The sequence below is a fragment of the Thalassococcus arenae genome, assembly GCF_019104745.1.
GTDB classification, from domain to species: Bacteria; Pseudomonadota; Alphaproteobacteria; order Rhodobacterales; family Rhodobacteraceae; genus Thalassococcus_B; species Thalassococcus_B arenae.
In genome coordinates, this window is record NZ_JAHRWL010000001.1 from 1,676,640 (window position 1) to 1,694,139 (window position 17,500).

The 17,500-nt window shown below is 67.4% G+C and carries 17 protein-coding genes and 1 tRNA gene; 10 read left to right on the forward strand and 8 right to left on the reverse strand.

Translation table 11 applies throughout. From position 1 onward, the window contains the following. Positions 1 to 81 precede the first annotated feature (81 nt). Positions 82 to 327, forward strand: coding sequence for an accessory factor UbiK family protein (locus KUH32_RS08270; protein ID WP_217777562.1), 246 nt, complete (start codon positions 82 to 84; stop codon positions 325 to 327). 4 nt (positions 328 to 331) lie between these two features. Here the strand turns inward: KUH32_RS08270 and KUH32_RS08275 are convergent, their stop codons facing one another. The 8 genes from KUH32_RS08275 to KUH32_RS08310 form a co-directional block, all read right to left on the reverse strand. Further along, entirely contained in the window at positions 332 to 1,342 is a 1,011-nt protein-coding gene (locus tag KUH32_RS08275; protein ID WP_217777563.1) for an Ldh family oxidoreductase, read from the reverse strand. 12 nt (positions 1,343 to 1,354) lie between these two features. Beyond that, positions 1,355 to 1,993 (reverse strand): DUF3726 domain-containing protein, encoded by a 639-nt coding sequence (locus tag KUH32_RS08280; protein ID WP_217777564.1) that lies wholly within the window; start codon positions 1,991 to 1,993, stop codon positions 1,355 to 1,357. Further along, positions 1,984 to 3,627, reverse strand: a complete 1,644-nt coding sequence (locus KUH32_RS08285) for a hypothetical protein (protein ID WP_254899007.1) — start codon at positions 3,625 to 3,627, stop codon at positions 1,984 to 1,986. The genes KUH32_RS08280 and KUH32_RS08285 overlap by 10 nt, the downstream gene beginning before the upstream one ends. A 44-nt stretch (positions 3,628 to 3,671) precedes the next feature. Then, the gene (locus tag KUH32_RS08290) at positions 3,672 to 4,649 is read right to left on the reverse strand and encodes a membrane dipeptidase (RefSeq protein WP_217777566.1); all 978 of its coding nucleotides are present in this window, start codon (positions 4,647 to 4,649) and stop codon (positions 3,672 to 3,674) included. 111 nt (positions 4,650 to 4,760) lie between these two features. Next, positions 4,761 to 5,498: a maleate cis-trans isomerase family protein gene (locus KUH32_RS08295; RefSeq protein ID WP_217777567.1), complete on the reverse strand. Its 738-nt coding sequence runs from the start codon at positions 5,496 to 5,498 to the stop codon at positions 4,761 to 4,763. Further along, positions 5,495 to 6,661, reverse strand: a complete 1,167-nt coding sequence (locus KUH32_RS08300; protein WP_217777568.1) for a M24 family metallopeptidase — start codon at positions 6,659 to 6,661, stop codon at positions 5,495 to 5,497. The genes KUH32_RS08295 and KUH32_RS08300 overlap by 4 nt, the downstream gene beginning before the upstream one ends. Next, positions 6,654 to 7,703 carry a pyridoxal-phosphate dependent enzyme gene (locus KUH32_RS08305; protein ID WP_217777569.1) on the reverse strand — a complete coding sequence of 350 codons (1,050 nt, stop codon included), beginning with the start codon at positions 7,701 to 7,703 and terminating at the stop codon, positions 6,654 to 6,656. The genes KUH32_RS08300 and KUH32_RS08305 overlap by 8 nt, the downstream gene beginning before the upstream one ends. An 84-nt stretch (positions 7,704 to 7,787) precedes the next feature. Further along, a tRNA-Lys gene (locus KUH32_RS08310) sits at positions 7,788 to 7,863 on the reverse strand. Positions 7,864 to 7,992: 129 nt separating this feature from the next. Here KUH32_RS08310 and dapF point away from each other — a divergent pair. From dapF to KUH32_RS08355, 9 genes are all read left to right on the forward strand, one after another. Further along, entirely contained in the window at positions 7,993 to 8,823 is an 831-nt protein-coding gene (dapF, locus tag KUH32_RS08315) for a diaminopimelate epimerase (RefSeq protein ID WP_217777570.1), read from the forward strand. Then, positions 8,820 to 10,067, forward strand: coding sequence for a tRNA (N(6)-L-threonylcarbamoyladenosine(37)-C(2))-methylthiotransferase MtaB (gene mtaB, locus KUH32_RS08320; RefSeq protein WP_217777571.1), 1,248 nt, complete (start codon positions 8,820 to 8,822; stop codon positions 10,065 to 10,067). Before dapF ends, mtaB begins: the two co-directional genes overlap by 4 nt. Positions 10,068 to 10,152: 85 nt before the next feature. Next, entirely contained in the window at positions 10,153 to 11,127 is a 975-nt protein-coding gene (locus KUH32_RS08325; protein WP_217777572.1) for a PLP-dependent cysteine synthase family protein, read from the forward strand. Between the two features lie 14 nt (positions 11,128 to 11,141). Beyond that, positions 11,142 to 11,762, forward strand: a complete 621-nt coding sequence (locus tag KUH32_RS08330; RefSeq protein ID WP_217777573.1) for an FMN-binding negative transcriptional regulator — start codon at positions 11,142 to 11,144, stop codon at positions 11,760 to 11,762. 39 nt (positions 11,763 to 11,801) lie between these two features. After that, a complete protein-coding gene (locus tag KUH32_RS08335) occupies positions 11,802 to 12,506 on the forward strand; it encodes a CDP-alcohol phosphatidyltransferase family protein (RefSeq protein WP_217777574.1) in 705 nt (234 codons plus the stop codon). 89 nt (positions 12,507 to 12,595) lie between these two features. Continuing rightward, entirely contained in the window at positions 12,596 to 13,165 is a 570-nt protein-coding gene (locus tag KUH32_RS08340) for a GcrA family cell cycle regulator (protein WP_217777575.1), read from the forward strand. Between the two features lie 1,125 nt (positions 13,166 to 14,290). Beyond that, positions 14,291 to 15,040 (forward strand): SGNH/GDSL hydrolase family protein, encoded by a 750-nt coding sequence (locus tag KUH32_RS08345; RefSeq protein ID WP_217777576.1) that lies wholly within the window; start codon positions 14,291 to 14,293, stop codon positions 15,038 to 15,040. Beyond that, complete coding sequence (rimO, locus tag KUH32_RS08350) at positions 15,037 to 16,401, forward strand: 30S ribosomal protein S12 methylthiotransferase RimO (RefSeq protein WP_217777577.1); 1,365 nt, start codon at positions 15,037 to 15,039, stop codon at positions 16,399 to 16,401. The genes KUH32_RS08345 and rimO overlap by 4 nt, the downstream gene beginning before the upstream one ends. Further along, complete coding sequence (locus KUH32_RS08355) at positions 16,398 to 17,150, forward strand: hypothetical protein (protein WP_217777578.1); 753 nt, start codon at positions 16,398 to 16,400, stop codon at positions 17,148 to 17,150. The genes rimO and KUH32_RS08355 overlap by 4 nt, the downstream gene beginning before the upstream one ends. The last annotated feature ends 350 nt before the right edge of the window (positions 17,151 to 17,500 follow it).

The following is a 17,500-nucleotide window of genomic DNA, read 5'->3' on the forward strand; positions in this document are numbered from 1 at the left end:
CCGGCTTTTCCGACCAAGTCAACCTTGAGCGGTGCCGCTTTGCAGCCCATATAGAAGCGGAATGCAACGGCGGAGTGACCCATGCAAACGCGCAACAAGGTGTTCGAGGATATCTCGCAGCTGATGACCAACGCGATGGGCGTGGCACAGGGCGCCAAGGAAGAAGCCGAGACGGCGATGAAGTCGATGATCGACCGCTGGCTGGCGGACCGGGATTTCGTGACGCGCGAGGAATTCGACGCGGTTCGCGCGATGGCGCAGAAAGCGCGCGAGGAAAACGAAGCGCTGAAGGCGCGGCTCGACGCGCTGGAAAAGACGGCGAAGTAACCGCTTAGCCAGACAGGGCCGCGATGCGATCCAGCGTCGCGGTGCTGATGGCGACGCCTTCGGACGCCGCGCGCGTCCGTTTTGCGCCGCGCCCGTCGCCGGGCAGATGCGCCCCCTCCTGCGCGTGGATCGCGCCCACCAGATCGGTTATGCGCTGCGCGAAGGCGGCGCCATCCGCCGCGCCCGGGTCGATGGCGACGAAGAACTGCCCGGTTCTGGGCGGCCCGCCCTTGGTGCCGGAAAACGGCGAGGCATGGATGCCCAGCGTCGCCCCCGACAGCGCCGCCGCCAGCACCTCGACCAGCAGCGCGACACCCACCCCCTTGTAGCCGCCTGAAGGCGCCATCGAACCTGCAAGCCCGATCTGGGGATCGGTGGTCGGCTTGCCTTCTGGGTCCAGCGCCCAACCTTCGGGGATCGGTTTGCCTTCGCGGGCGTGTTTCATGACCTCGCTTTTCGCGATCGTGCTGGCGGATTGGTCGATCAGCACCGCCACTCCGCCCTGACCATCCGGCACTGCGATCGAGAACGGGTTGGTTCCCACCACCGGCTTGGCGCCGCCGGACGGCGCGATCGAAGCCGGAGCGTTGGTGAACCCCAACCCCACCAGTCCCGCCTGCGCCAGTCGTTGCGTGTGGCAGCCCAGAACCCCGCAATTATAGCTTTTGCGAATCGCCAGTGCCGCGATGCCCTGGTCGCGTGCCAAAGGGATCAGCCGTTCGAACCCGGCGTCGATGGCCGGATGGGCAAAGCCCGTGGCGGCATCGGCCAGCAGGAAGGCCGGGCGCGGTTGTGTGATCGACGGGCGCGCGGTGCCGTCGACCTTGCCGCATTGCACATGTTCACAATAGATCGGGATGTAGGCCAAGCCGTGACTGGCCACGCCGTCGGCCTCGGTCTGGGCGGTGGCGACGGCCAGCGGACGGGCATTCTCGGGGCTGGTCCCGGCGGCCACCAGCGCGTCGAAGGCCAGCGCCTCTATCTTGGCCAGGCTGAGGGTCTTGGTCTCGGTCATCGCGGTTTCCTTTCAGTCATTGTCGGTCAGCCCGGCACCGGCACCCTTTCGGCGCGACTCTTCGGTGGCGGGCGCATAAGTTCGGCCGGCGAAATGCTCCAGCCGATGCCAGTCCGTCGCGGTGGGTTCCGCGCGGGTTCGTGGCGGTTCGGTGTCGCGTGCCGGGGATGCGAGGCAAACCGCGACGCGCGTGGCGTTCGCGATGTCGGTCAGCGATCCGGCGAGCCCGACGCCATCGGTTTGTACCTCTTGCGCGTCGATGGTCAGAGCGACCGGCCGGGCCAGCTTGCGCGCGGCCTGTGCCGCGAAGGGCAGGATCAGCAGGGGTTCGGCGACGCGGCGCAGATGGGTCGGTTCGGTGTCCAAAGATCCGGCGTGATCGGCCAGGGTGACGCCTGCAAAAAACGGGCATATCGCGTCACCGACGGGATGCCATCCGTCGGCGCGCAGTTGCGGCGCCCAATCCGCCGTTGCCGTGCCGTCGAAGCGATCCAGCCAGCGCGCCAGAGCCGCGCAGCCATCGCACCCCGCGCCATGCAGCCAGCGCACCGCGCGCCCGGCTTCGTCGGCCATGGCCCAGTCGTAACCCGCCCCGCGGGCGGCCTTGCGTGCGGTCGCCTCGACTTCACCCAACGACAGGGTCAGGCGCATTCGCATGCCTCGGGATAGACCCACAGATCGGCGTTGTCCGACGCGAGGTCTTCGGGATAGGGCGCGCCGGCATACATGCAGATCCGAACCCAGCGGTCCGACCGCGGATCGAAGCGCGTGGCGCCGAAAAAGGACAGCTTGGCGCGCAGCATGTCGATGGGCATCAGATCGGCGGCAATCGTGTTGTCGCGGATCTCGGCATAGGGCGCAAAACCGGTGATCTGCGCGCGCAGCACGGCGCGGCGGTGTTCGGGATGGACCAGAAGGAAGTCGGCAACCGGTGCGTCCGCTTTCCAGCCCGCCAGATCGGCAAAGGCGCGGGCCGCGTCGCGGGCCGGCGCAAGCGGTTGTTCGTAGTCGGCGATGGGTTCGTCGAACCGTTCGCCCAGCCGCGGTTCCAGCTTTTCCGCCGAGACATACCACGCCCGCGCCTGCTGATCGCGAGCGGACCAGTCCAGATCGAGCGCCCAGCCGAAACAGTTCTGTATCAGGGCGCGCATCTCGGCGACCTTTGTCGCGCCGTCTACCGCCAGACCGGCCTCGGCCACATCCGCCATGCAGTCCGACAACCCGTCGACCAGGTCGGGAAAGGGTTCGAGGATCAGCGATGCGAGCAGTTCCTGGCCTTCCTCCGACAAGGCGCCTTCGCTCCAGCGGATCAAGGCGTCCCACGGCTGGGCCTGATCGAAGACCGCGGGTTGTGCGTGCCCGGTCAGGCGATCGAGATCGTCGTGCAACGCCGCCAGCTTGGCCTGTTGCACCGGGTGATCCGACTGCCAGGTCATGACCATGCTTGCGTTACGCGCCAATAGGTCCCGGAACAGGGATACGGCCTCTGGCGTGGCGGTCTGCAGTGCGCGGATGCGCGCGATCGCCTCTTCCCGGGCCATGATCCAGTTGTTGAACAGAACCGGGTGGTTGACGATGAAAGGCGCCATGCCAAGGCCGGTGGAATTGCCGATACCCAGCCGCAGCGCGAGATCGGGGGCGAGCGTGACAGCCGCCGCACCGCCCTGGGCGCGGGCCATGTGGTTGGCCAGGTCGCGGACGAAGGTGCGGATCAGGTAGACGCTCAGCATCTCGGCCTGGAACGGCGCCTGCAATTCGGGGCGGTCGGCCAGCGCCGCGCGATCCGCAGCACCGAACTTGCCCGAGCCGTAGACCGCCGTGGTGCGCATCAGGTAGCCCACCGCGTCGATTTCCGCCGAATCGGGCTGACACCCCTGCGACAGCGCGCCGACGACGTGATCCCACAAACGCACGGACCGGTTGGCGCGCGACAGGGTCAGTTCGCGTTCGCTGACGCGCCCGGCTTCCTGTAGCGGCACGTTGGCGGACAGTCGGGCGATATCGCCCGCTTGCGGCACGCCGTCGAACAACGCGAAGGTCGCATCCCACGCTTCGGCGATTACCCGGTCCGAACGTTTCTCGGCCGGCAGATCATGGGCGAATGCGACCAGCGAATACGTGCGGTCCGGTCCGGTCGCGGTATAGACGGCGTGACCCACCCCGCGCGCGTCGATATCGAAGACCGGCCGGTCAAAGCGCCAGTCCGCCGCCGCCATCCGCCGGGTCAGCACCCGCATGAAACTCAGTCGGCACTGATGCAGCGACCCCAGCCGGCTCAGTCTCATGACCTGCTCGGGCGGGCGCCGGTCGATTTGGGGCAATCCGTCCTTCATCGCGCCTCCGGTGAAAAGTTCTTTGCGAAAAAGCGGTACCAGTTGCCACCCATGATCGCCGCGACCTCGTCGGCGCTCATGCCGACCGTGCGCAGGCCCTCTTCGATCCGCCCGAAGTCGCGGTTGTCGCGGAACCAGTCCGGCTGCGGCGGGAAGCCCGGCGCATCGGCCGAGCCTTCTCCATAGTCGATCCGCTTGGTCCAGCGACCCACGCGCATCCACTCCACCACGCTGTCGGGCTGATCCTGGCACAGGTCCGAGCCGATGCCGAAATGTCCGATTCCATAGGTTTCGACGCAGCGTGCCACCATCTCGCAGAAGCTGGCCAGCGTGCAGGCGGACTTGTCGCGCAGGTGATGGGGGTACAACGAAAAACCCATCATCCCGCCGTTCTGCGTGACCGCGCGGATCACATCGGCGCGCTTGTTGCGGCGCGCCGGGGCCCAGTCGTGCGGGTTGGCGTGGGTGATGGTGATCGGGCGGGTCGAGATATCCGCCGCCTCGATGGTCGACCGGTCGGCGGAATGGCTCATGTCGACGACGAGGCCCACGCGGTTCATCTCGGCAATGACCTCGCGGCCCATCCGCGTGATGCCGGGGTCTTCGGGTTCGTAGCACCCCGTCGCCAGCAGTGACTGGTTGTTGTAGCTCAGTTGCATGAACCGCGCACCCAGGGTGTGCAGGATTTCCACCAAGCCGATGTCGTCCTCGATCGGGCTGGGATTCTGGAAACCGAAAAAGATCGCCGTACGCCCGCTATTGCGCGCAGCGTCGATGTCGCTGGCCCAGCGGCCCCGGATGATCAGATCGCCGTATTGCTCGAATCGCCGGTTCCAGGCCTCGAGATTCAGCACGGTCTCGCGGAACGTCTCGTGGTAGGCGATGGTGACATGGACCGCGTCGACGCCACCCTCGCGCATCTGGCGAAAGATCTTTTCGGACCAGTTGGCATATTGCAGGGCGTCGATGCGCATCCCGTCCCCCCCCTTCGTCGGATCGCAGCGTGGACCGGAATGCATGGTCCGGTCAAACCCTGCGTCGCGCATCGGCGGTGCATCGGAACGGGACCGGCCAGAAAGGACAGCTCACACCGACAACAGCCGGAAGTTCCCGGCGGGTCGGCCGTGCGGAACGTGCCGGCCCATCGCCCGGGCCAGCGCCAGATTGCTGCCGAAGACCGGCAAGCCCAGCGTTGCCTCGATATCCGGGATCACGTCCAGCGTGCGCAAGTTGGTGCAGGACAGGAACACCGCGTCGACGCCGGATCGCGCGACAGCTTCGGCCGCCGCGCGGATCGACCCCGCCGAGATCCGCACGACGCGCGCTTCCTGCGTCTCGCCAAAGCTGACGGCGTTTGCGACCACAATTCCGGCGGTCTCGAACGCGCGCCGCACCGGCATCGCGATATCGGCTGAATACGGCGACACCAGGCCGATCCGTTGCGCGCCCAGATGCCTGCACGCAGCGATCGCCGCCGTCAGCGGGTCGCACACATGCCTGGTTCGGCAGGCGCCGGATACAAGCGCGGCCACCCGCTCGGCGCCGATCAGCGTGGTGCCGGACGTGCAGGCATAGCCCACCGCATCGAATGCCGCAGCCCTGGGAAACAAGCCGGCGGCATGCGGCAGGTCGCTTTCCATGCGCGCGATGCTGTCCGAGGTAAGATCGTCGCCCGACGGGATGCGCGTAACATGCAGGGTCAGCCCGTTGTTCGGGAACAGCCGCCGGAAGTCCGCTTCGATGGTCTGGTCGGCTTGCAGGACGATCAGGCCCAGCGTGGCGGCAGTGTCGGGGTCATCCAGCGTGTAGGGAAAGCCGGTCATGCGCCGATCACCGGCAAGTCGGCGGGTGCGCGGCGGCTCAGCAATTCCGGGCCATCCGCGCGCAGCACGACATTCTCCTCGTGCACCAGGATGCGGCCCGGCGCGATCTGCACCGAGGGCTCCAGCGTCAGCACCATGCCCTCGCGCAGAACCGTCCGGTCTCTGGGTGTGAAGGACGGCCATTCGGTCAGCGTGATGCCCAGCCCGTGCCCGAGGCGGCCGCCGCAGGCTGTGGCGCCGCGCGTGGCGATGGCATCTGTCAGGACGCGATGGGCGTCGCACGCCAGATGGCCGGGGCGCAATTCCCGCAGCGCGGTTTCGGTGGCTTCGAACAGCACTGCGTGCGCGCGTCTTGCGTCGTCGGCGGCCCGGCCGATCGCCCAGTTTCGGTCGAAGTCGCAGAAGTAGCCATCCCTGACCGCGCCGGTATCCAGCATCAGCACGTCGCCCGGGCGCAGGGGCGTGGCGTCGGCGGGCGAGATGACGTCGCCATAGCCGCCCTGGCCCGCGCCTCCGGCGGTGTAGCTGACCCAATCGGCGCCTTGCGCCAGCAACGCCGCCTGAAAGGTCCGAAACACCGCATCCAGCGTAATGCCCGGCCCGACGAAGTCGGGCACCGTGTCGAACGCCGCATCGGCGATGCTGCAACTGCGGCGGATCGCGGCGATCTCGTTCTCGGACTTGATCTCGCGCACGCGCTGGACGGTATCGGTCGCGTCCACCATTCGGCGCGGGGTCAGCTTGCCGATCAGCGCGTGGTAGTCGGCCAGCGGCATCCGCAGGCTGGTTTCCAGCCCCATCGGCAGCCCGACGGCGCCACGTTCGGGCACCAATGCCGCAAGCGTGTCGGCCAGCAGCGTCACGCCGTCATCCACCGGGTCGGGGGCGTCCCAGGTGCGGATATCGGTAAGCCAGGTCCGTCCCATCAGGTCGGCGCCGATCGTGGGGATCACCGCCACCGGGTCGCCCTCGGCAGGCACCACGATGAACCAGGGGCGCGCCGGGCTTTCCCAGAATCGCGTCAGAAACCCCGTGACGTAATAGATGTCGGCCGCCGCGGTCAGCAGCAGGGCGTCCTGCCCGCGTTCGGCCATGGCGCGCTGCAAGGCGCGGCAACGCCGGCGGAATTCGACCGCCGGAAAGATCAGCGACCGCTCAGCCATCCTCCGGGCCTTCGCTGAGAACCGCCAGCACCCGTGCCTGCGGCCCGATGCCCGGCAGACCGGCGATCAGCGATGCAACTCCCGCCCCGCCCGACGGCGTGGTGTGCAGGCCATGTTCGCGCAAGACGTCGACGCCGCGCGCGGCCTCGGCCTCGGTGATCGTGACGAAGACATCGGCGTCGCGCGACAGCGCCTGCAGCGCCACCACGGATGCGGTTTTGCAGTCCAACCGCCCCATGGCCGATACCGGGCCGCTGGTGGTGACCAGGCGGCCAGCCGCGATGCTCTCGGCCAATGCCGGCGCGGCATCGGGTTCGACCACGACGATCTGCGGTTCGTCACCCCAGACACCGCGTGCATGGGATGCCACGGCGGCCGCCATGCCGCCGACCCCCGCCTGCAACAGGATGTGGCTGGGCGTGTGTGGCATCTGTTCGGCGGCCTCGCGGGCCAGTTGCAGATACCCCTGCATGACGCCAAGCGCGGGCTCCGTGTAGCCGTCCCAAGTGCTGTCCGACAGCAGCGTCCAGCCGTTGTCCGCCGCGGCCTGTTCGGCGGCGGCCATGCTGTCTTCGTAGGTCGCGCCTGCGCGCACCACCTCGGCGCCCTTGCCGCGCAGGCGGTCGGCAAAGGCTTCGGGGACGGTGTCGGCGAGATAGATCACCGCCCGCGCGCCGAAGACCCGCGCGCCGGCGGCGACCGAAAGACCGTGGTTGCCCGCGCTGGCGGCGACGTAACAGCGCCCCGAAAGCGCGCCCTGCGCGGCGGACGCTCCGCCGATGGCCGCGGCGTCCCGCGCAATGACGAAGGCCGCGCCGAGCGCCTTGAAACTGCCCAGACCCATGCGCCGGCTCTCGTCCTTGACATGCAGGGACGCGACCCCGCAGGCGCGGGCGAGTTCGGGCAGATCGCGCAGGGGGGTGGGCCTGTGCGACGGGCACTCGGCAAGCAAGGTGGCCACCGCCGTGGCATCGGTCGCAAGCGGTGCCGCGCCAAGCGGCAGACCGGTTCCACGATACCGGTTGTCGAAGAGTATCGGCACTGTCGCCTCCTCGTGTCCTGCCGATACACGAGACCGGTTTCGCACATCGGGCGCAACCGAAATGACGAACGATCGGGGAAGCAGTGGTGAGCCGTGCAGGATTCGAACCTGCGACCCACTGATTAAAAGTCAGTTGCTCTACCAACTGAGCTAACGGCCCACTGAGGCGCCTATCTAGAAAGTGCGCTTGCGGGGGTCAACCCCGGAAATTCAGGAATCTCGCGGGCTTCTTCCCGCGTCTCTTGCAGAGCACTGGAAAGCGGTCGCGGACAGGCGTATATGCGCGACCATGGCTGCGGACCGCGATACCGGATTGCCCTTCATGAAGATGCACGGGCTGGGCAACGACTTTGTCGTTGTGGATGGACGTGCGCGCGCGGTGACGATGAGCGCCGGGCTGGCGCAGGCGCTGGCCGACCGGCATCGCGGCGTGGGTTTCGACCAGCTCGCGGTGATCGAGCCGGGTCAGGATGCCCATCTGGTGTTCTACAACGCCGACGGGTCGGAATCGGCGGCCTGCGGCAATGCCACGCGCTGCATCGCCCGCCATTTGATGACCGAGACCGGCCGCGACCGTCTGACCCTGACCACCGCACGCGGTGTGCTTGTCTGTGCCGATGCAGGTGACGGGCTGACCTCGGTCAACATGGGGCAGCCGCAGCTGGATTGGGCCGAGATTCCGCTGGCCGAGGACATGGACACGCTCGAGCTTCCGATCGATGGCACGCCTACGGCGACCGGCATGGGCAACCCGCATTGCACGTTTTTCGTGGACGATGCCGAGGCCGTGCCGCTGGACAGTTTCGGCCCGCGGATGGAGCATCACCCGCTGTTTCCCGAACGCACCAATGTGCAGGTCGCCCATCTGATCGGCGACAACCATCTGCGCATGCGGGTCTGGGAACGCGGCACCGGCATCACCCTGGCTTCGGGGTCGTCGTCCTGCGCCACAGCGGTGGCGGCGGCGCGGCGTGGACTGACCGGTCGGCAGGTGACGATCACGCTGGATGGCGGCGACATCGCCGTCGACTGGCGCGACGACGGCGTCTGGATGACCGGGCCGACCACGCATGTCTTTGACGGCGTGCTGACGCCCGGCTGGCTGGCGGACAACGCATGAGCGCGCCCGTCTTCACCACGCTGGGCTGCCGCCTGAACGCCTATGAGACCGAGGCGATGAAGGAACTGGCCCAAGCCGCCGGTCTGGGCGACGCGGTGGTCGTGAACACCTGTGCCGTCACGTCCGAAGCCGTCGCCAAGGCGCGCAAGGAAATCCGCAAGCTGCGGCGCGAGAACCCCGCCGCTCGGGTGATCGTCACCGGCTGCGCGGCGCAGATCGACCCCGACGGGTTCGCCGCGATGGACGAGGTCGACGCGGTCATCGGCAACACCGAGAAAATGGCACCGGACACCTGGGCGCGGCTGGCCAAGGATTTCATCGGCGACACCGAGCGGGTGATGGTCGACGACATCATGTCGGTCACCGAAACCGCCGGCCACCTGATCGACGGGTTCGGGCGGCACCGGGCCTATGTCCAGGTCCAGAACGGTTGCGATCACCGTTGCACCTTCTGCATCATTCCGTATGGCCGGGGCAATTCACGCTCGGTTCCTGCGGGCGTCGTGGTCGACCAGATCAAGCGGCTGGTGCAGCGCGGCTTCAACGAAGTCGTGCTGACGGGGGTCGACCTGACCTCGTGGGGCGCCGATCTGCCCGGGGGGCCGCGGCTGGGCGACCTGGTGATGCGCATTCTGCGGCTGACCGATGTGCCGCGGCTGCGGATCAGTTCCATCGACAGCATCGAGGCGGACGAGAACCTCATGCGGGCCATCGCCACCGAGCCGCGCCTGATGCCGCATCTTCACCTGTCGCTGCAGCACGGCGACGACCTGATCCTCAAGCGGATGAAGCGCCGCCACCTGCGCGACGACGCCATCGCCTTTTGCGACGAGGCGCGGCGGTTGCGCCCCGACATCACCTTCGGCGCCGATGTCATTGCCGGGTTCCCGACCGAGACCGAGGCGGCGTTCGAAAATTCGCTGCGGCTGGTCGAGGAATGTGGCCTGACCTGGCTGCACGTCTTTCCCTATTCCGCCCGCCCCGGCACGCCGGCCGCGCGGATGCCGCAGGTGGACGGACGCGCGATCAAGGCGCGCGCCGCGCGGTTGCGCGCCGCCGGCGACGCCGCTGTCGCCCGACACCTCGCGGCGCAGCAGGGCGTCACGCACCGCATCCTGACCGAAGCGCCCGACATGGGCCGGACCGAACAATTCACCGAGGTGCGCCTGACCACGCCACAGCCCGAGGGCCAGATCGTGACCGCCACGATCACCGGGCAGGATGGTCTCCGGCTGGTGGCATGAGCCGCGCGCCCGCTGGACATTTCGGCGGGTCCTCGGGCAGGGTCGTGCGGCTTCGATCTGCCGGACGACTGCAAGGACGCCATTCATGCCTGCCCCCCTTGACGCAACCACGTTCGGCTCGGTTCTCGACGCGATCGGTCAGACCCCGCTGGTGCGGCTTGACCGGCTGACGCGGCATCACGGGGTCGATGGCACGATCCTGGCCAAGCTCGACTACCTCAATCCCGGGTTTTCCAAGAAGGACCGTGCGGCGCTTGGCATCATCGATGCGGCCGAGGCAGCGGGCGACCTGGCCCCCGGCCAGACCGTCGTCGAACTGACCAGCGGCAACATGGGCACCGGCCTTGCCATCGTCTGTGGGGTGCGGGGCTATCCGTTCGTGGCGGTCATGTCGCGGGGCAATTCGCCGGAACGGGCGCGGATGATGCAAGCCCTCGGCGCCGAGGTGATCCTGGTCGACCAACTGCCGGGCAGCGTGCCGGGGCAGGTGTCGGGCGGTGATCTGGCCGAGGTCGAGCGCGTGGCGCAGGAGATCACGGTGCAGCGCACGGCCTTTCGCGCCGACCAGTTCCAGCGCGCGGGAAATCCGGATGCGCATTTCCACGGGACGGGGCGCGAGATCTGGGAACAGTCCGGCGGCCGCGTCGACGCCTTTTGCGATTTCGTCGGTTCGGGCGGCACGCTGGCCGGCGTCGCGCGCCATCTCAGGGGGCGCAACGCCGCCGTGAAATGTTACCCGATCGAACCCGATGGTGCGGCGGTTCTGTCGGGACAGGGCGCTGCACGTCCCGATCACCCGATCCAGGGCGGCGGTTATGCGATGCCGGACCTGGCGTTCTTCGACGGGCTGGACTGGGACGGCTACCTTGCGGTCAGCGGCGATGCGGCCAAGGCGATGACCCGCGACCTGGCCCGCCTCGAAGGCATCTTTGCGGGTTTCTCCGCGGGTGCCAACGTCGCCGGGGCTGTGGAGTTGCTGCGCACGCGTCATGTCGGCCAGACCGTGGCCGTCATCATTTGCGACTCGGGGCTCAAATACCTGTCGACCGACCTGTTCTGAAGAAAGCGGTTTTCATGCATCCCAACCCGATCTTCCACAAGACGCCCGAGAGCCGCAGCCTGGCCTTTGCCCGCGACCGTGGGTTCGGTGTGTTGGCGGTGTCGTCGGACGGCGCTCCGATGCTGTCGCACATCCCTTTCCTGCTGGCCGAAAGCGGCGGTCACGCGCTGCTGCATCTGGTGCGGTCGAACCCGATTTGCCGGGCTTGCGGCGACGGCATCGCGGCGCGGCTGGATGTGCTGGGGCCCGACGGCTATGTCTCGCCCGACTGGTACGGGGTCGACGACCAGGTGCCGACATGGAACTACGTCGCCGTGCATGTCCTCGGGCGCCTCGTACCCCTGGCGCATGAGCGGATCGAAGAGGTTCTGGAAGCGCAATCAGCGGCTTACGAAAGCCGCCTGCCCAAGGCGCCCTGGACGATGGACAAGATGAGCGCCGAGGCCAAGGCGCGGATGCTGCGGCAGATCCTGCCTTTCCGGTTCGAGATCGAAACCGTCGACGCCACGTGGAAGCTGAACCAGAACAAGGACGATGCGGTGCGTCATCGCGCGGCGGATCACATCCAGGGCTCGATCGGCACCGGTCTGACGGCGTTGCAGGCGCTGATGCGCCACCCGCCGGATCGGGAATGAGGATTTGCGCTTGGAAACGGTTTGGGCCATGACGGAATCATGACACTGGCCATGCGCGCGCTCTGCGTTCATTTCTTCACCGCGACGGGCGCGGTCTTTGCCATGCTGGCGCTGCTTGCCGCGGCACAGGGCCAATGGGCGGTGATGTTCCTGTGGCTGGTCGTGGCCTTCGCCGTGGACGGGGTCGACGGACCGCTGGCGCGCAAATACGACGTCAAGACGAACGCGGCGCGCTTTGACGGGGTGCTGCTGGACCTGATCATCGACTACCTGACCTATGTCTTCATCCCGGCCTTCGCGCTGTTCCAGTCGGGGCTGCTGCCGGGCTGGACGGGCTGGTTCGCCATCTTCGTCATCACCTTCGCCTCGGCGCTGTATTTTGCCGATACCCGTATGAAAACAGAGGATAATTCCTTTCACGGCTTTCCTGGCTGCTGGAACATGGTGGTGATCGTTCTGTTCGCGATCGAGCCCGGGTTCTGGACGATCCTGGGCATCGTCGTGGCCTTGGCGGTGGCGATGTTCCTGCCGCTGAAATTCATCCACCCCGTGCGGACCGAGCGGTGGCGGGCGGTGTCGTTGCCGATGGCGCTGGCCTGGACGTTCTTTGCGGGATGGGCGGCGTGGGTCGAGTTCCATCCGCAAAGCTGGGCGCTTTGGGGGCTGGTGGCCAGCTCGCTCTACCTGCTGTTCGCGGGTATCGTCCAGCAGGTCAGGCCGGTGCGGGGGCAGCCCGGCTTGTAACCCGGTGCGACAATGGGATATAGTGCGTCCAAGACAGGCGGCCCGCAGGCGAGGCCGCTTTTTTCGATGAAAAATCAACGAGGTGGCGCATGTCCTGGACGGATGAGCGGGTCGAGCTTCTCAAGAAGATGTGGGGCGAAGGCCAGTCGGCAAGCCAGATCGCCAAGGAGCTGGGCGGCGTCACGCGCAACGCGGTGATCGGCAAGGTGCACCGTCTGGGCCTGTCGAATCGCGCCGGATCGAGCCCGGCCCCGGCCGAGACCAAGACCAAGGCCAAGCCCGATGCAAAGGCAAAAACCGCTAAAAAACAGGCGGTTAGCCAAGATGACGCGCCGGTGATCGAAACCAAGTCGGCAACCCCGCCGCCCAGCCCGGCGCGCAAGCAGATCATCCCGGCCGGCCAGCCGCTGCCGCCGCAGCCGTCTGCCAACGAGATCAGCCCCGAGGCCCTGGCCCGGGTCAACGAGATCGAGAAAAAAGCCAAGAAAATCGGGCTGATGGACCTGACCGAGCGGACCTGCAAATGGCCCGTGGGCGACCCGGCGACCGAGCATTTCTGGTTCTGCGGCCTGCCGGTGCAACAGGGCAAACCCTATTGTGAAGCGCATGTCGGCGTGGCGTTCCAGCCGATGTCGTCGCGCCGCGACCGGCGCCGTTAACACGCCGCGCGGGGCCGGTTAACGCGGCCCGCAGGCCCCCGAAGGCCCCTTGGACGGGCAGCGATCCGTCTGGTTTTCCCCGAATTCGATACGGATTGGTGCGCCCCGGACGGGGCGCTTTTGCACGCCGTGGGCATCGATCCGTCCTGTTTTTGCCGAGTTCGGGACGGATTGGTCGGCTGGCGGGCCGGAATGTGGGTGACCTTGCGTCAGATCTGGTTAACGGGGGTGTTGCGGCGGGGGTGTGGTGGGTTGCAAACCGCACCCTGCGGCGATCCTTGCGGCGGAGGGGACCGGCGTTCGTGGCGGTGGTGGTCCGGCCCGGCTCTTGCGTCCACCCGATGGCGTGCGGTTGCGGTTGGAGAGTACGGTGCGGGGAATGCTGGAGCGGGGGATTCTGTTCGGATGGCGTGCCATGGGCGCCGCCGCGGAGTTCGGTCCAAGGGCGCTTTGAGCGCTTGGCGGACGTTCGGGTTCAGCCGCGCCAGCGCCGAACCGGGGGGGCGGCGCAGCTTCGGGTCGATCAGCCGTGCTTTATCTTGGCCAATCACATCTTCGATCCGAGCAAAGCACGTGCGTTGACAAAGCGCCGGCCCATCGGGCCGGTCCGGCGCTGGCGCGGCGGGCCTGCGGCCCTCGATTCCGCGCCTTGGGTGCTCTGATCGAACGTCCCCTTCGTCCGCCAAGCCGACCTTGGGTGCCTTCGGGAGACCCGCATGGCCGACATAAAGCGTCAGATGTCCGCTCTGAGCCCGGAGCGGACACCGTTCCTGCGCGGAATAAAGGCCGCAGGCCGCCGCGCATCGCCGGGCCGCCCCCACGGCACGGCGATTTGGCGACACGGGCGCAAAGCTTGGCCGTTGTCCGGACTTGGTTGCCATAAAGTGCCCAATCCCGGCAATCGGTCGCCGCACCGCGGCCCGGCAACGCGCGGCTTGTCACGGTGACGATGAACGTCCGCTTCGTCCGCACAGCGGACGCGCGCGCGGCTGTTGCGGCGCGGCAGATCGCGACAGTCGCCGCGACAGAGGGGGTCGTGGCGGCACGAGTGTTTCGGGGCTTGGTGGGTTGTGAACCCCACCCTACGGGGTTGTCGGGGTTTCGGGCGGGGCTAGTGTGGCGGGCATGGTTTGGAGAACGCTTCCCTTGATGCCGGTGGTGGCGGTGCAGGCGGTCTGGGTCGCGGCGCGGGCGGCGCGGATGCCGGAGGCGGCGGGCGCGCGCGAAGGGCGCGTGGGCGCGGGGCCGGTCCTGCGGCTGCTGGTGGCAGGGGATTCGTCGGCGGCTGGCGTGGGCGTGGCGCATCAGGATGCGGCGCTGCTGGGGCGGCTGGTGGGCGCGTTGGCGCAGGACTTCGCGATTGAATACAGGTTGTGTGCAAGATCGGGCGCGACGGCGGGCGGGGTGGCGGCGCTGCTGCGGGCGCTGCCGGAGCAACGGTTCGACGCGGTGGTGTTCGCGGTCGGTGTGAACGATGCCAAGAACGGCCACCGGCTGGCGCGGTGGCGGGCGGGCTATGGCGCTTTGCTGGACCTCGCGCAGGGGCGGTTCGGGGCGCGGATGGTCTATGCCTCGGGCCTGCCGCCGGTGCAGGATTTCCCGCGCCTGCCGCGGCCGCTGCGCGACGTGATGGGCGTGCGGTTTTCGCGGTTCGACGCGGCGCTGGCGGGGCTGGCGGCCGAGCGGTGCGGCGCCTGCCATCTGCCGATGCGGCTGGACCCGGCGCGGCACCGGCTGGCCGAGGATGGTCTGCATCCCGGACCGTCGGTCTATGCCGCCTGGGGGCAGGGGATCGCGGAACGCATCCTTGCGGATTTCAGCGGGTTGGGGCAGAGGGAGGCGGCCGCCATCCCGGCCGGAGACGCCTTGCCATGACCCAGAACCCGCCCGACCTGCGCCCCGATCTTGCCCGCGCGCATGTGGCCGAGACGCGCCGCGACGGCCAGCCGACCATCGGCATGGTCAGCCTTGGCTGTCCCAAGGCGCTGGTGGACAGCGAGCGCATCCTGACGCGGCTGCGGGCCGAGGGCTATGGCATCTCGGGCGATTACGCGGGCGCCGATGCGGTGATCGTGAATACCTGCGGGTTCCTGGACAGCGCCAAGATGGAGAGCCTGGAGGCGATCGGAGAGGCGCTGCGCGAGAACGGCAAGGTGATCGTCACGGGCTGCCTGGGGGCCGAGCCGGAGGTCATCACCGGGGCGCATCCGACCGTGCGCGCGGTGACCGGGCCGCATCAGTACGAACAGGTGCTGGACGCGGTGCATGGCGTGGTGCCGCCCGCGCCCGATCCGTTCGTCGACCTGCTGCCGGCGCGGGGGGTGAGCCTGACGCCGCGGCATTACAGCTATCTGAAGATTTCCGAGGGCTGCAATCACACCTGCAAGTTCTGCATCATCCCCGACATGCGTGGGAAACTGGTGTCGCGCCCGGCGCGGGCGGTGCTGCGCGAGGCGGAAAAGCTGGTGCAGGCGGGGGTTCGGGAATTGCTGGTGATTTCGCAGGACACCAGCGCCTATGGCACCGACTGGAAGGACCGCGACGACAAGTTCCCGATCACCGCGCTGGCGCGCGACCTGGGGTCGCTGGGGGCCTGGGTGCGGATGCATTACGTCTATCCCTATCCGCATGTGCGGGACATGGTGCCGCTGATGGCCGAGGGGCTGGTGCTGCCTTACCTCGACATCCCGTTCCAGCATGCGCACCCGGATACGCTGCGGCGCATGGCGCGGCCGGCGGCGTCGTCGCGGGTGCTGGACGAGATCGCCGCCTGGCGCGCCGTATGCCCCGAGATCACGCTGCGGTCGACCTTCATCGTGGGCTATCCGGGCGAGACGGAGGCCGAGTTCGAGTATCTGCTGGACTGGCTGGACGCGGCGCAGCTGGACCGGGTGGGGTGCTTTCAATACGAAAACGTCGCGGGCGCGCGGTCGAACGCGCTGCCCGGCCACGTGCCCGAGGAGGTCAAGGCCGAGCGCTGGGCGCGGTTCATGGAAAAGGCGCAGGCGATTTCCGAGGCGAAACTGGCGGCCAAGGTGGGCAGCCGGATGGAGGTGATCGTGGACCTGGTCGAAGAGGATGCCGCCACCTGCCGCACCAAGGCCGACGCGCCAGAGATCGACGGCAACCTGTTCATCGACGAGGGGTTCGAGGGGCTGAACCCCGGCGATATCGTCACCGTCGAGGTGGACGAGGCGGGGGAGTATGACTTGTGGGGGCGGGTTGTGACGGGGTGAAACGCGGTTGGTTCGAGTTCATTCGCAGTTTCCCGGTCGGCGTGATGATCGGGGCCTCAATTGGTATCGCCTACGTCTTTGCGTTAGAAAGCAACTGGAACGAAGCGGTAACAGAGTATGTCCTTTATGGCCTGACTGCGCTTGTAACGCTGGGTGCATCGGCCATCGCGCTGACAACCGCGATTTGGGACTCGGAAAGCAAACGGGACAGGCGGCTGCGCGCGGCAAAAGCCAGTTTGCCCATGGCATTGTCTGAGTTGATGCAGGTTGCTGAGCGGGGCATCCGGCTTTCACTGATGGACACGGCCGTTCTTCGTGACAGTGAAACCGGCCCGAATGTCCGTGCCGAACTGGCCGTTTCCGAAACGTCGCTTGCAACGCTGAAGGAGTGCATTGAAAGCGCGGATGAGACCTCGGCGAAGTGGCTGGTAAATATCGTCGCGCATTATCAGGTCTATGTCTCCCGCATCGACGGGGCCGCGACCGACAGGTCGCTTGGGCGGTCAGAACACAACCGGCAGCATGATGCCGCCAATTGGATTCTCTGGGCATCTATGGTGGCGCATTGCTTTGATTTTGCGCGCGGAGAAGATGTGATCCCGGAGACTATGGATGGCGAGCAACTGGGCCACGGGTTCCTGATGGACCTGTCCGGCAGTCGGCATCATCGGGGGGTCTTGGAGGAGCACAACGACCTAAGAGCCCGCTACGCTCCTTTGAGCGCTGTGGCGCTCTCATTCACCAGGTAGGCCATTCACTGTCCCCCTTTTCACGCTAAGTTGCGCGAGGCGAGGGAGAACGATCTGTGGGGGCGGGTGGTGAAGGGGTGAGGGTGGAGAATTTGGACCGCGGCGAATGGCGGGTTTGAGCCCTTGGCGGATATCCCCCTTGCGCGAATAGCGCCGAAGGCGCCGCGCATCGCCGGGCCGCCCCCCGGCACGGCGATTTGTCACCACCAGCGCAAGGCTCGGGTATTGTCCGCACTTGGCTGACATAAAGCGCCCAATGCCGACGGTTGATCGCCGCACCGCGGCCCGGCAATGCGCGGCTTGTCGCTCTTCTGCCGAAAGACCGCACCGTCCGCACCCCAGTCATTCCA